Source organism: Pseudomonas sp. A214, assembly GCF_900156295.1.
Classification (GTDB): domain Bacteria; phylum Pseudomonadota; class Gammaproteobacteria; order Pseudomonadales; family Pseudomonadaceae; genus Aquipseudomonas; species Aquipseudomonas rhizophila.
Map to the genome: position 1 here is coordinate 5449911 of NZ_LT707062.1, position 14136 is coordinate 5464046.

Here is a 14136-nt window from a genome sequence, read left to right on the forward strand (position 1 = left end):
ACATTAATCGCGTTCTTTCTGAGAAACGCGGTTCACTGTGGGAGCGAGCCTGCTCGCGATTGGCGGCCTCGACCAAAACACAAAATCAACATTCAGAAACAATTAAGCAGCCCAAAGGCTGCCCAATAAACTGTTCCCGTTACGTATACGTCACCCTCCGCTGTGGCGTTTCACCACGGCAGGATGCCATCACGCTACTCACCTACACACTTTTACTCCGCAGAAAATACGAACCAACTTGGTGCAGGCATCAAACCGACGCCCTTTCCTGGACCATAATCCACGGTGAAACCACCACCGCCCATAGCTGCGGATCACGTTCGAAAAAGTCCAGCGCCCGCGTTTCAGACAGCTTGGCCAACTGGTCGGCAGCCAGCCAGGCGGCGACTTTGGTACCTTCGTCCTGGGCAACGGCCTCGGCCGCGGCGATCAGATCCAGGGCCGGGTCGACCCACAATAGGGCACCCTTGGCAAAGAACGGCTCCAGCTCCTTCCAAGTGATGGATGCGGTTTCACCAAGCAGTTTGGCATAGAGGGTGCTAGGTTCTTGATTCATGGGAGCTGTCCGGAAAAGAAATCGGCGCGAATGATAACGTCGGTGGTCTGGCAGAAAAACCCGGTAGCAATTGGAGTACCGATTGGAAAGCGCAGGAAAGCCAGGGATTGCCGATTTGTCCGGACGAACCCCGCCGCCATTCTGTCTTTTTCTTTCAATTAAGCGACACCCTCAGGTTTTGCCCCCAAGCGCCAGCTTCCCTTGCCAACAATCGGCGCTCTACACTGTACCGGTACAGTTGCCGGGGGCATTTTCCGCGAGGATATCCAAGATATCTGACCCGGTTCTGCTGCTTCGGCGCCAGGACTATAAAAACTACAACAGCATGAGTGGAGCACTATGACTAAGGCTACTAAGCAGATTTCCAAACTGTTTGCCGCTATGGTTCTGGCCGGGGTTGCCAGCCATTCGTTCGCCGCCGACACCATCAAGGTCGGCATCGCCGGCCCAAAAACCGGCCCCGTAGCCCAGTACGGCGACATGCAATTCAGTGGCTCCAAAATGGCCATCGAGCAGATCAACGCCAAGGGCGGCGTCAACGGCAAACAACTGGTCGCCGTTGAATACGATGACGCCTGTGATCCAAAACAAGCGGTCGCGGTGGCGAACAAAGTCGTCAACGACGGCGTCAAGTTCGTGGTCGGCCACCTGTGCTCCAGCTCCACCCAACCGGCTTCGGACATCTATGAAGACGAAGGCGTGATCATGATCACGCCAGCCGCTACCAGCCCGGACATCACCGCTCGCGGCTACAAGATGATCTTCCGCACCATCGGCCTGGACAGCGCCCAGGGCCCTGCCGCCGGTAACTACATTGCCGACCACGTCAAGCCGAAAGTCGTTGCGGTCCTGCACGACAAGCAGCAATACGGCGAAGGTATCGCCAGTGCCGTGAAAACGACCCTTGAGAAGAAAGGCGTGAAAGTCGCCGTGTTCGAAGGCGTGAACGCCGGCGACAAAGACTTCTCCTCGATGATCGCCAAGCTCAAGCAAGCCAACGTCGACTTCGTCTACTACGGCGGCTACCACCCGGAGCTGGGCCTGATCCTGCGTCAATCCCAGGAAAAAGGCCTGAACGCCAAGTTCATGGGTCCGGAAGGCGTGGGTAACGACTCGATCTCGCAGATCGCCAAGGAAGCTTCCGAAGGTTTGCTGGTGACCCTGCCGAAATCCTTCGACCAGGATCCGGCCAACATCGCCCTGGCTGACGCGTTCAAAGCCAAGAAGGAAGACCCGAGCGGTCCGTTCGTGTTCCCGTCCTACTCGGCCGTTCAAGTGATTGCCCAGGCCATCACCGAAGCCAAGAGCGAAGACCCGGAAAAAGTGGCTGAAGCCATCCACGCCGGTACTTTCAAGACCCCGACCGGTGACCTGAGCTTCGACGACAAGGGCGACTTGAAGGACTTCAAGTTTGTGGTTTACCAGTGGCATTTCGGCAAACCTAAAACCGAAGCTTCGCCTCAGTAAGGCCTGGCCTGACTGACTGCCAATAAAGCCCACGGCGTGCCGTGGGCTTTGTTTTAAATGTATTGGGCCGCGCTGGCGTGATCCGCCAGTCTCCCCACCTGAAAATCTCAAAACCGTCATCAGCGGTTCGCTGGCAAACCTCGTGCTCGAAGTGGATGCAGATCCACGGGGCCGGGCGGGAAAATGACTCCACCAGTGAAATGCGTATCAGGTTTTTAGGAGCGCTGTAATGCCTGACATCTATCACTTCTTCCAACAGCTGGTTAACGGCCTGACCGTTGGCAGCACGTATGCCCTGATCGCCATCGGCTATACGATGGTTTACGGCATCATTGGAATGATCAACTTCGCCCACGGCGAGGTGTACATGATCGGCTCCTACGTGGCGTTCATCGCCATCGCCGGGCTGGCCATGATGGGACTCGACAGTGTCCCGCTGTTAATGACCGCGGCGTTCATCGCGAGCATCGTGGTGACCAGTTCCTATGGCTACAGCATCGAACGGATCGCCTACCGCCCCTTGCGCGGCAGCAACCGTCTGATCCCGCTGATTTCGGCCATCGGCATGTCGATCTTCCTGCAGAACACCGTTCTGCTGTCGCAAGACTCCAAGGACAAATCCATTCCCAACCTGATTCCGGGTAACTTTACCTTCGGGCCAGGGGGGGCACAGGAAGTGCTGATTTCCTACATGCAAATCGTGGTGTTCGTGGTGACCCTGGTCGCCATGCTCGGCCTGACGCTGTTCATCTCCCGTTCCCGCCTGGGCCGCGCCTGCCGCGCCTGCGCCGAGGACATCAAGATGGCCAACCTGCTGGGCATCAACACCAACAACATCATTGCCCTGACCTTCGTCATCGGCGCGGCCCTGGCGGCCATCGCCGCCGTGCTGTTGAGCATGCAATACGGTGTGATCAACCCCAACGCCGGTTTCCTCGTGGGCCTGAAGGCCTTCACCGCCGCGGTACTGGGCGGCATCGGCAGCATCCCCGGAGCCATGCTCGGCGGGCTGGTGCTGGGCGTGGCGGAAGCCTTTGGTGCCGACATCTTCGGCGATCAATACAAGGACGTCGTAGCGTTCGGCTTGTTGGTTCTGGTGCTGCTGTTCCGGCCGACCGGCATCCTGGGCCGTCCGGAGGTTGAGAAGGTATGACTAAACATCTTAAATCGGCGCTCTTCAGCGCGCTGTTGGTCTGGGCGGTCGCGTACCCGGTACTCGGCCTGAAACTGACCATCGTGGGCATCGACCTTGAAGTGCACGGCACCAGCCCCGCCATCCTGGCGACCATCGCCGTGTGTTCGGTGCTGATGTTCCTGCGGGTGTTGTTCAGCACGCAGATCAGCGCCGCCTGGAAGGCCTCGCCAGGCCTGCCGATAGTCCCGGCCAAGGCCAGCAACTTCCTGACCCTGCCGACTACCCAGCGCTGGATCATCCTGGCCCTGATCGTCATCGCGTTGGTCTGGCCGTTTTTCGGCTCTCGCGGTGCGGTGGACATCGCCACCCTGATCCTGATCTACGTGATGCTGGGCCTGGGCCTGAACATCGTGGTAGGGCTGGCCGGTCTGCTGGACCTGGGTTACGTCGGCTTCTATGCCGTCGGCGCCTACAGCTACGCGCTGCTGTCCCATTACTTCGGCTTGAGCTTCTGGATCTGCCTGCCAATTGCCGGGATGATGGCCGCCACCTTCGGTTTCCTGCTGGGTTTCCCGGTGCTGCGCTTGCGCGGTGACTACCTGGCAATCGTGACCCTGGGTTTCGGCGAGATCATCCGTCTGTTCCTGCGCAACCTGACCGACATCACCGGTGGCCCGAACGGCATCAGCAATATCGAGAAACCGACGTTCTTCGGCCTGACCTTCGAACGCAAAGCCGCCGAAGGCCTGCAGACCTTCCACGAGTACTTCGGACTGCCCTACAACTCGATCAACAAGGTGATTTTCCTCTACCTGGTTGCGCTGTTGCTGGCCCTGGCTGCGCTGTTCGTCATCAACCGCCTGCTGCGCATGCCTATCGGCCGTGCGTGGGAAGCGCTGCGTGAAGACGAGATCGCCTGCCGTGCCCTGGGTCTGAACCCGACCGTGATCAAGCTTTCGGCTTTCACCCTCGGTGCCGCCTTCGCCGGTTTCGCCGGTAGCTTCTTTGCTGCCCGTCAGGGCCTGGTGACGCCGGAATCCTTCACCTTCATCGAGTCGGCGATCATCCTCGCCATCGTGGTGCTGGGTGGGATGGGCTCGCAGCTGGGTGTGATCCTGGCGGCAATCGTGATGATCCTGTTGCCTGAAATGATGCGTGAATTCAGCGAATACCGCATGTTGATGTTCGGCGCCTTGATGGTGCTGATGATGATCTGGCGTCCTCAAGGTCTGCTGCCTATGCAACGCCCGCACATGGAGCTGCGCAAATGAGCCGCGAGATCCTGAAAGTCGAAAACTTGAGCATGCGCTTCGGCGGCTTGCTGGCGGTCAATGGCGTGGCCCTGACCGTGAAAGAGAAACAGGTCGTAGCATTGATCGGGCCGAACGGCGCGGGCAAGACCACCGTGTTCAACTGCCTGACCGGCTTCTATCAGCCTACCGGCGGCACGATCCTGCTGGACGGCGAGCCGATCCAGGGCCTGCCTGGTCACCACATCGCCCGCAAGGGTGTGGTGCGCACCTTCCAGAACGTGCGGCTGTTCAAGGACATGACGGCGGTCGAGAACCTGTTGATCGCCCAGCATCGCCACCTGAACACCAACTTCTTTGCCGGTCTGTTCAAGACCCCGGCGTTCCGCAAGAGCGAACGCGAGGCCATGGAGTTCGCCGAGTACTGGCTGGAGAAGGTCAATCTCAAGGAGTTCGCCAACCGTACCGCCGGCACCCTGGCCTACGGTCAGCAACGGCGCCTGGAAATCGCCCGCTGCATGATGACCCGCCCGCGGATCCTCATGCTCGACGAACCGGCCGCCGGCCTGAACCCGAAGGAAACCGAAGACCTCAAAGCGCTGATCGGCGTGCTGCGCGAGGAGCACGATGTCACCGTGTTGCTGATCGAGCACGACATGAAGCTGGTCATGAGCATTTCCGACCATATCGTCGTGATCAACCAAGGCACGCCGCTGGCCGACGGTTCGCCGGAACAGATCCGCGACAATCCTGAAGTGATCAAAGCCTACCTGGGGGAAGCGTAAATGCTGCAGTTCGAAAACGTTTCCACCTTCTATGGCAAGATCCAGGCCCTGCACAGCGTCAACGTCGAAGTCCGCCAGGGCGAAATCGTGACGCTGATCGGTGCCAACGGTGCCGGCAAATCCACCCTGCTGATGACGCTCTGCGGTTCGCCCCAGGCCCACAGTGGCAGCATCCGCTACATGGGTGAGGAACTGGTGGGCCAGGACTCTTCGCAAATCATGCGCAAGAGCATCGCCGTGGTGCCGGAAGGCCGTCGGGTATTTGCCCGACTGACCGTGGAAGAAAACCTCGCCATGGGCGGTTTTTTCACCGAAAAGGGTGATTTTCAGGAGCAAATGGACAAGGTGCTGCACCTTTTCCCCCGCCTGAAAGAACGCTTTAGCCAGCGCGGCGGCACCATGTCCGGCGGCGAACAGCAAATGCTCGCCATCGGCCGTGCGCTGATGAGCAAGCCCAAGTTGTTGCTGCTCGACGAACCGTCCCTGGGCCTGGCGCCGATCATCATCCAGCAGATCTTCGACATCATCGAACAACTGCGCAAGGATGGCGTGACGGTATTCCTGGTGGAGCAGAACGCCAACCAGGCGCTGAAAATCGCTGACCGGGCGTACGTGCTGGAGAACGGCCGCGTGGTGATGCAAGGCACGGGTGAGGCGCTGTTGACCGACCCGAAAGTACGCGAGGCGTATCTGGGCGGTTGAGTCTGTTGCTGCATGAGAAAACGGCCTTCGGGCCGTTTTTTTTTTGCCCAGTTCTCAGGTGAATGCTGTTGTGGCGAGGGGATTTATCCCCTCGCCACAATGGATTTCGAAACAAACAAAAAAAATCGAGAACCTGCTGTAACGCATTCCCCCACCCCCTCTCTAGTTCAGCAGACCGGCGCTAACGCCGGTTCATTTCCTGAAACTGGAGAATCATCATGACTGCTTCGACCCGCACCCTGTCCGCCGCCGCCCTGGCCCTGGCACTTGGCTCTGCCTTGAGCATGACAGGCGTCTCGACTGTCCATGCCGCCGACGACACCATGGAAAAATGCTTCGGTGTCGCCCTCAAAGGCAAGAACGACTGCGCCGCCGGCGCTGGCACCACCTGTGCCGGCACCGCGAAAATGGACTATCAGGCCAACGCTTGGAAATCGGTCCCCAAGGGCACCTGCACCACCCTCAAAAGCGAAACCTCGCCCACCGGCTTCGGCCAGCTTGAAGCCTATAAAGCCAAGTCCTGATCGCACCGCCTGAGGCCTGCCGCCATGTCGAACACCGCTTCCCTCGCCTTCGATACCCGGCTACCGCCGCGGGCGGGGCTGGGGCTCAAGACCGAGCATTTTCGTGAAGTGCTCCAGACCCGACCGGATCTGGGTTTCTTCGAAGTGCACGCGGAAAACTACATGGTGGCCGGCGGGCCGTTTCATCACTTCCTGGGGCGGATACGCGAACAGTATCCGCTGTCACTGCACGGCGTCGGCCTGTCGATCGGTGGAGAGGGGCCGCTGGATGTTGCGCATTTGCAGCGCCTGGCCACACTGATCGAACGCTATCAGCCCCAGTCTTTTTCCGAACACCTGGCCTGGTCCAGCCATGGCCCGGTGTTTCTCAACGATCTGCTGCCCCTGGCCTACGATGAAACGACGCTCAGGCGCGTCTGCGAACACGTCGATCAGGTCCAGTCCAGCCTCAAATGCACACTGCTGCTGGAAAACCCGGCCACTTATCTGGCGTTCGAGGACTCGACCCTCGACGAGCCTGACTTCATCAGTGAAGTCATCCGTCGCACCGGCTGCGGACTACTGCTGGATGTGAACAACGTCTACGTTTCATGCATCAACCATTGCCGTGATCCCCAGGCTTACCTCGACGCACTGCCCCTGCAGGCCACCGGCGAAATTCATCTGGCCGGGTTTGCCGAAGACTCCGACAGCCTGGGCGAGCGTTTGCTGATCGATGACCACGGTGCGCCAATCGATAACGAGGTCTGGCGCTTGTATCGCACGGCGCTGGCGCGGACCGGGCCAGTCGCCACGCTGATCGAGCGCGACAACCGCATCCCGGCGTTGGCAGTGCTGTTGGCCGAAGCCGGTCAGGCCGACCAACTATTAAACGCCGCCAGGGTCCAGCCATGAGCCGCTACAGCGAATTCGCCGCCGCCCTGCTCGACCCGCGCAAAGCTTGTCCGCAGGGTTTGACCTGCGCCACCGGCGCCGATCCAGAGAGCCGGTTCGCGGTGTATCGCAACAACGTGCTCAGCTCATTGATCAACGCCCTGGCCGACAACTATCCGGTGGTGGCGCAACTGGTGGGCGAGGAGTTCTTCGGCGCGATGGCCGGAATGTACGTCCAGTGCGCCGCACCGCGAAGCCCAGTCATGAGTGACTACGGTGCCGACTTTGCCGGGTTCATCGAACATTTCGAACCCGCCGCCAGCGTGCCGTATCTGGCGGATGTCGCCCGACTGGAGCGCCTGCAGGTGCAAGCCTGGCACGCCGCCAACGCCCGGCCCATGGATGCACAACAGGTCATGCAAGTGCTGTCATCGCCGGCATCCCATGATCATCTGAGGGTCGGTCTTCACCCGTCACTGCACCTGTTGCAATCGCCCTTCGCCGTGGTGGCGATCTGGGCCGCCCATCAGCAAGAGCCCGTCATGCCGGTCGACCCCTTCACGCCGCAATGCGCCCTGGTGCTGCGCAACAACCTGGACGTGGAGGTGTTTGCGATCAGTCCCGGCGCCCATGATTTCCTCAAGGACCTGCTGCAAGGTTGTTTCCTGGGCGCGGCCATTGATGCTGCAATCAGGCGCGACAGCGATCTGGAACTGGAGCACACCCTGGCGCAGCTCATCAGCCATCAAGCCGTCACCCATCTGTTAGCCGAGCAGGTATTGCCATGAACGCCCTGATCACTCGCTCCATTGAATGGCTGGATAAAATCCCTCACAGCCTGATCGCCTTCGTTGGGCGCTTTTGCATCGCGGCGGTGTTCTGGAAATCCGGCCAGACCAAAATCGAAGGCCTGGCCATCGACCTGATCGACGGCACCTTCCAGCTCGGCCTGCCGCGATTGGCCGATTCAACCATTCCCCTGTTCAAAAGCGAATACGCCTTGCCGCTGTTGTCGCCAGAACTGGCAGCGCATCTGGCGGCAGCGGCCGAGCATGTGTTCCCGATCCTGATCCTGTTTGGCCTGGCGACACGCTTCTCGGCCCTGGCCCTGCTGGGCATGACCTTGACCATTCAACTGTTCGTCTACCCCGACGCCTATCCGACCCATGGCACCTGGGCGGCGGTACTGCTTTATCTGATGGCGCGCGGGCCGGGCAAGCTGTCGCTCGACCACCTGATCGCCAGGCACTACGCTCGCTGATCAAGATCGGGACTCCTGTGGGAGCGAGCCTGCTCGCGATAGCAGTGTCAGCTTCAGCACAATTGTTGCCTGACCCACCGCTATCGCGAGCAGGCTCGCTCCCACAAGGTTCGTGTGATGCCTTGCTATCGCTGAAGCCGATCCAGCGCCTCGCCACTGCGCTTGAACCAGTCGATCAGATAATCGGCCAGCACCTGGGTGCGCTTGGGCAAACCGCCCTGGTACGGGTGCACGAGGTACATCGGCATGCGACGGGTCTGAAAATCCCTGAGTAACCAGCGCAAACGTCCGTCAGCCAATTCCTCATGCAACAGATAGGACGGCAACCGGGCGATCCCGGCGTTGGCCAGGGCGGCTTTTTTCAGCAGGCTGTAGTGATTGCTGGCGAACGGTCCCGATACCCGCACCCGCAACAATTCGTGTTGCTGGTGATAGAGCCATTCTTCGCGGCCGCTGTAATGACTGTTGAGCAGGCAACGATGTTCGGCCAGGCTCTGGGGCGTCAGGGGTTCGCCGTAGTGTTCGAGGTAGGCCGGGCTGGCGCAGGTCAGCTCATGCCAGGCCAGCAGCGGACGCGCCACCAGGCGCTCATCGAGGGTAGCGTCGGAGCGGATCGCCAGGTCGAAACCATCACGGGACAGATCCCGGTAGCCATTGTTGAGTTCCAGTTCAATCTGCACGTCGGGGTAGCGCTGGGCGAACTCCGTCAGCAAACCCTCAAAGAAGGTTTCGCCCAACGACACCGGAACCGTCATACGCACCGGCCCGGAAATTTCATCCTTCAGGCGAGCCAGGGCCTGACGCGCCCTTTGCACCTGCACCAACAACGCCTGGGCCTGAGGCAATAACGCCGCCCCCGCTGCCGTGAGACTCAAGCGCCGCGTGGTGCGCTGTAGCAACACCACCGAAAACCGACTCTCCAGCAGGCTGATGCGCTTGGACAACTGGCCCTTGCTGCAGCCCAATTGCTGGGCCGCCAGGGTGAAACTACCGGCCTCGATCAACACGGCGAACGCCGCCAGGTCGTCCATTTCGCTCATCGGATTGTTTCCAATTGAAAACCAAAGGTTGCCTATTACCACGATTATCAAGAGAAAGAACCTCTCTAGACTGCAATCTCATCCAGCCCATTGAGGAACAGCTAATGAAAATCCTGTTGATCGGCGCCAGCGGCACCATCGGTTCGGCCATTGATAAAGAACTGTCGCCGCGTCACGACATTGTGCGCATCGGCCGTCACAGCGGCGACCTGCACGTGGATATCAGTGACAGCTCTTCGATCCGTGCCCTATTCGAGAAAACCGGTCGCTTCGATGCACTGGTCTGCGCCGCGGGCAACGTCACCTTTGCGCCCTTGGACGAGATGACGCAGGACAGCTTCGCCCTGGGTTTGAAAGACAAACTGATGGGCCAGGTCAACCTGCTGCTGATCGGCCGCGAATTCGCCAATGACGGTGCGTCCTTCACCTTCACCACTGGCGTGCTCAGCCACGATCCGATCAGAAGCGGTGCGTCGGCGGCGCTGGTCAACGGTGCCCTGGACAGTTTCGTGCGTGCCGCGGCAATCGAATTGCCCCGGGGCTTGCGGGTCAACTCGGTGAGTCCGAACGTGCTGCTCGAAGCCATGGACAACTATGCCCCGTACTTCCGTGGCTATAAGCCGGTACCAGCCGCCGATGTCGCATTGGCCTACGCCAAGAGTGTCGAAGGCCTGCAGACTGGCCAGACCTTTCACGTCGGTTGACCTCTTGTGATGCAGGATCAGTCTGCGTAACGTGGCGGCACTTGTCTGGAGACTCAATGATGCGTGCCGCCCGTTCCCTGCTGTTTGTCGCCCTCCTGCCGCTTTTCGCCGGCTGCCAGTTGCTCGACGCTCCCCCCCAGAGCGTTTCCCATGCCGGGCAGATGCGCATGCAGGGCGAACTTACGGCGGCCGATGGCAAGCTGGTGTTCCAGTCCTGCCAGGAGCAGCGTCGCTACATCGTCAACGACAGCGGCGGCACCAGCGTACTGCAACAGGCCGCCAGCCTGGCCGATGATCAGGGCAAACTGTTTGCCGATGTGCGCGGCCATATCGTCACCAGCGCAGCGGCCGGTACCGACAGCCAGTTGAATCTTGAGCAGCTGTATCGCCTGGAGCGTTCGGGCAGCGCTTGCGACGACGCCGACTTCAAGCGACTGCTCCTGCGCGCCACCGGCCATGGCCCCGAGTGGAATCTGAACGCCAGCGGCAAGGGCCTGGTGCTCGAACGTGAGGGCCAGCCGCCTCTGGCAGTGCCTTTCGTTGAAGAACAACTGGGCGATGGCCGCTTCAATCTCGGCACCGAAGCCAACGGCCAGAAGGTCGAGCTTTGGGTCACTCCCCAGCGCTGCGTCGACAGCGCGACCGGCAGCGTGCAACACATGAGCGCCGAGCTGCGGGTCAACGGTCAGGTCCAGCGCGGATGCGCTTACTTCGGCGGTGCGCGTAACGACTGATTCGAAGTTTTTTGGCTTATAATCGCCGGCTCACGCCCTGGCGCAGTTGTGCGTCCCGCGAACCGGATCCTGTCATGTTACGAATCACCGAACTCAAGCTGCCGATCGACCATCCCGAAGAAGACCTGCGCCCAGCCATCGTGCAGCGCCTGGGCATCGCCAGCGATGACCTGCTCGACTTCACCCTGTTCAAACGCAGCTACGACGCGCGTAAGAAGTCCTCCGAACTGTGCTTCATCTACACCATCGACCTGACGGTGCGCGATGAAGCCGGCTTGCTGCGCAAGTTCGCCGATGACCGTAACGTCAACCAGGCGCCGGATGTCAGTTATAAAGTGGTGGGCCAGGCACCGGCTGACCTGAGCGAACGGCCGATCGTGGTCGGCTTCGGCCCGTGCGGGATCTTCGCCGCCATGTTGCTGGCACAGATGGGCTTCAAACCGATCATCCTCGAGCGCGGCCCCGAAGTGCGGCAGCGCACCAAGGACACCTGGGGCCTGTGGCGCAAAAGCGTGCTCAACCCCGAATCCAACGTGCAGTTCGGCGAAGGCGGTGCGGGGACGTTCTCCGACGGCAAGCTCTACAGCCAGATCAAGGATCCCAAGTTCCTGGGTCGCAAAGTCCTGCACGAATTCGTCAAGGCCGGCGCGCCGGAAGAAATCCTCTACGTCAGCAAGCCGCACATCGGTACGTTCCGTCTGACAGGCGTCGTGGAAAACATGCGTGAGCAGATTCGCGCCCTGGGCGGCGAAGTTCGCTTCCAGCAGCGGGTCACGGATGTGTTGATCGAGGACGGCCAGTTGGTCGGTGTTGAACTGGCCAGTGGCGAACGTATTCATTCAAAACATGTGATTCTGGCCCTGGGCCACAGCGCCCGGGACACGTTCCGCATGCTCCACGGCCGCGGCGTGTACATGGAAGCCAAGCCGTTCTCGGTGGGTTTCCGCATCGAACACCCGCAATCGCTGATCGACAGCGCGCGCCTGGGCAAATATGCCGGCCACCCGAAGCTTGGCGCCGCCGATTACAAACTGGTGCACCACGCCAAGAACGGTCGCTCGGTGTACAGCTTCTGCATGTGCCCGGGCGGCACCGTAGTGGCGGCCACCTCCGAGCCGAACCGCGTCGTGACCAACGGCATGAGCCAGTATTCACGTAACGAGCGCAACGCCAACTCCGGCATCGTGGTGGGCATTACGCCTGAAGTGGATTACCCGGGCGGCCCCTTGGCGGGCATCGAATTGCAGGAGCGTCTGGAATCCCACGCTTTCGTGCTCGGTGGCAGCAACTACGAAGCCCCGGCACAACTGGTGGGCGACTTCATTGCCGGCAAACCGTCTACGGCGCTGGGCAGCGTCGAGCCGTCCTACAAGCCGGGTGTGTCTTTGGGCGACCTGGCCTTGGCCCTGCCCGACTTCGCCATCGAAGCCATCCGTGAAGCCCTGCCGGCGTTCGAAAAGCAGATTCGCGGCTACTCGCTGCATGACGCCGTGCTGACCGGCATTGAAACCCGCACCTCGTCGCCGCTGCGCATCACCCGCGACGAAACGTTGCAAAGCCTGAACGTCAAGGGCTTGTTCCCGGCTGGCGAAGGCGCCGGCTACGCGGGCGGGATTCTCTCGGCGGGCGTGGACGGAATCCGGATTGCCGAGGCGGTGGCGCGGGATATCCTGGGCCTCAAGGCCTGACCCCTACCCACTGCGGGAGAAGCTTTGTGGGAGCTGGGCTTGCCCGCGATGCAGGCAGCTCGGTCTATCAGGTGAACCGAGGTGATGCTATCGCGGGCAAGCCCAGCTCCCACACAAGCTCGCTGCCACAAGGAAATTCAGTGTTTTCCAGTGTTCAGATATTGGCTCGGAGCACACTTTCCGGCAGCGCCTCACCCCGCTCCACACTCGCCGCCACGGCGTCCATCAATCCACTCAGCTCGTAGCCCTGGGCCTTGAGCCACGCCGGATCGTAATAGGTCGTGGCATAGCGCTCACCGCCGTCACACAAGATTGCCACGATCGAGCCCATCTCACCTGCTTGCACCATCTGCCTAGCGGCGATCAGCGCGCCGATCAGGTTGGTGCCGCTGGATCCGCCGACCCGTCGGCCCAATCGCTGGGCCAGGTAGTGCATGGCCGCCAGCGACAGGGCATCCGGCACTTTGACCATCGCATCGATCACCTTGGGCAAAAACGACGCTTCGACCCTTGGCCGGCCGATACCTTCGATCCGCGAACCACAATCCAGGCGCAGGCTCGCATCGCCGCTGCGGTAATAGTCGAAAAACACCGAACGCTCGGCGTCGGCACACAGCACACGGGTACAGTGCTGGCGGTAGCGTACGTAACGACCCAGGGTCGCGGTGGTGCCGCCGGTGCCGGGGCTGGAAATCAGCCAGCTCGGCTCCGGATGCCGCTCGAAACGCATCTGCTGGAAGATCGATTCGGCAATGTTGTTATTGGCGCGCCAGTCCGTGGCGCGCTCGGCGTAGGTGAACTGGTCGATGAAGTGGCCGTCATGCTCACGGGCCAAACGCTCGGACTCGGCGTAGATCTGCGTAGGATCGTCCACCAGGTGACTCTGGCCACCATAGAAGGCGATCTGTGCGATTTTTTCCCGGGAGGTGGTCGCCGGCATCACCGCAATAAAGGGCAAGCCCAAAAGCCTCGCGAAGTAAGCCTCGGAAATAGCCGTCGATCCGCTTGAAGCCTCGATCACCGGGGCGCCAGGCTTGAGCCAGCCATTACACAGCGCGTAGAGAAACAGCGAGCGGGCGAGTCGATGCTTGAGGCTGCCGGTGGGGTGGCTGGACTCATCCTTGAAGTACAACTCGATACCCGGCAGCCCTGGCAACGCCAGTGGAATCAGATGGGTGTCGGCGCTGCGCTGGAAGTCAGCCTCGATGATACGGATCGCTTCACGCGCCCACTGGCGGTGGTCATTCATGATGTCTTCTCACTGGATCAATGCGACGCGAGGAACCTGACGTACAGGCAGGCACGACTTGTCTCGGAAAAACCAGTCGCAAGCTTAGGAAAAAACCGACATCGCGCACAGGTACAGCTAAGGTCCAATATGGCCTGTCACTGCCTGACCACGCGTTGCATGCGTTGT

At 60.6% G+C, this 14136-nt stretch carries 15 protein-coding genes; 12 read left to right on the forward strand and 3 right to left on the reverse strand.

The genetic code is table 11. The features are described 5' to 3' along the window. Window positions 1-250: 250 nt before the first annotated feature. The gene (locus BW979_RS24300; protein WP_047228384.1) at window positions 251-556 is read right to left on the reverse strand and encodes a DUF2288 domain-containing protein; all 306 of its coding nucleotides are present in this window, start codon (window positions 554-556) and stop codon (window positions 251-253) included. 339 nt (window positions 557-895) lie between these two features. On the opposite strand from BW979_RS24300, the gene BW979_RS24305 reads away from it, so the two are divergent. From BW979_RS24305 to BW979_RS24345, 9 genes are all read left to right on the forward strand, one after another. After that, on the forward strand, window positions 896-2023 hold the full coding sequence (locus BW979_RS24305; protein ID WP_076386068.1) for a branched-chain amino acid ABC transporter substrate-binding protein: 1128 nt from the start codon (window positions 896-898) through the stop codon (window positions 2021-2023). 229 nt (window positions 2024-2252) lie between these two features. Further along, entirely contained in the window at window positions 2253-3176 is a 924-nt protein-coding gene (gene livH, locus BW979_RS24310) for a high-affinity branched-chain amino acid ABC transporter permease LivH (RefSeq protein WP_047228386.1), read from the forward strand. After that, on the forward strand, window positions 3173-4429 hold the full coding sequence (locus tag BW979_RS24315; RefSeq protein WP_076386070.1) for a high-affinity branched-chain amino acid ABC transporter permease LivM: 1257 nt from the start codon (window positions 3173-3175) through the stop codon (window positions 4427-4429). The genes livH and BW979_RS24315 overlap by 4 nt, the downstream gene beginning before the upstream one ends. Next, entirely contained in the window at window positions 4426-5193 is a 768-nt protein-coding gene (gene livG / locus BW979_RS24320; RefSeq protein ID WP_047228388.1) for a high-affinity branched-chain amino acid ABC transporter ATP-binding protein LivG, read from the forward strand. The genes BW979_RS24315 and livG overlap by 4 nt, the downstream gene beginning before the upstream one ends. After that, complete coding sequence (locus tag BW979_RS24325) at window positions 5194-5895, forward strand: ABC transporter ATP-binding protein (RefSeq protein ID WP_047228389.1); 702 nt, start codon at window positions 5194-5196, stop codon at window positions 5893-5895. It abuts the gene before it with no gap. Between the two features lie 218 nt (window positions 5896-6113). Further along, window positions 6114-6419, forward strand: coding sequence for a BufA1 family periplasmic bufferin-type metallophore (locus BW979_RS24330; protein WP_047228390.1), 306 nt, complete (start codon window positions 6114-6116; stop codon window positions 6417-6419). A 24-nt stretch (window positions 6420-6443) separates the two neighbouring features. After that, window positions 6444-7313, forward strand: a complete 870-nt coding sequence (bufB, locus tag BW979_RS24335; RefSeq protein ID WP_047228391.1) for an MNIO family bufferin maturase — start codon at window positions 6444-6446, stop codon at window positions 7311-7313. Then, complete coding sequence (locus BW979_RS24340) at window positions 7310-8080, forward strand: HvfC/BufC N-terminal domain-containing protein (protein WP_076386072.1); 771 nt, start codon at window positions 7310-7312, stop codon at window positions 8078-8080. The genes bufB and BW979_RS24340 overlap by 4 nt, the downstream gene beginning before the upstream one ends. Beyond that, window positions 8077-8553: a DoxX family protein gene (locus tag BW979_RS24345; protein ID WP_076386074.1), complete on the forward strand. Its 477-nt coding sequence runs from the start codon at window positions 8077-8079 to the stop codon at window positions 8551-8553. Before BW979_RS24340 ends, BW979_RS24345 begins: the two co-directional genes overlap by 4 nt. Window positions 8554-8678: 125 nt before the next feature. On the opposite strand, the gene BW979_RS24350 is transcribed toward BW979_RS24345, so the two are convergent. Then, window positions 8679-9593, reverse strand: coding sequence for a LysR family transcriptional regulator (locus tag BW979_RS24350; RefSeq protein WP_076386076.1), 915 nt, complete (start codon window positions 9591-9593; stop codon window positions 8679-8681). Window positions 9594-9697: 104 nt separating this feature from the next. Here BW979_RS24350 and BW979_RS24355 point away from each other — a divergent pair, with 104 nt between their 5' ends. The 3 genes from BW979_RS24355 (at window position 9698) to BW979_RS24365 (ending at window position 12719) form a co-directional block, all read left to right on the forward strand. Continuing rightward, window positions 9698-10297 (forward strand): short chain dehydrogenase, encoded by a 600-nt coding sequence (locus tag BW979_RS24355; RefSeq protein ID WP_047228395.1) that lies wholly within the window; start codon window positions 9698-9700, stop codon window positions 10295-10297. Between the two features lie 59 nt (window positions 10298-10356). Next, window positions 10357-11031, forward strand: coding sequence for a COG3650 family protein (locus BW979_RS24360; protein WP_076386729.1), 675 nt, complete (start codon window positions 10357-10359; stop codon window positions 11029-11031). 74 nt (window positions 11032-11105) lie between these two features. Beyond that, the gene (locus BW979_RS24365) at window positions 11106-12719 is read left to right on the forward strand and encodes an NAD(P)/FAD-dependent oxidoreductase (protein ID WP_047228396.1); all 1614 of its coding nucleotides are present in this window, start codon (window positions 11106-11108) and stop codon (window positions 12717-12719) included. 154 nt (window positions 12720-12873) lie between these two features. On the opposite strand, the gene BW979_RS24370 is transcribed toward BW979_RS24365, so the two are convergent. Further along, a complete protein-coding gene (locus BW979_RS24370) occupies window positions 12874-13971 on the reverse strand; it encodes a PLP-dependent cysteine synthase family protein (protein ID WP_171061417.1) in 1098 nt (365 codons plus the stop codon). Window positions 13972-14136: the final 165 nt, after the last annotated feature.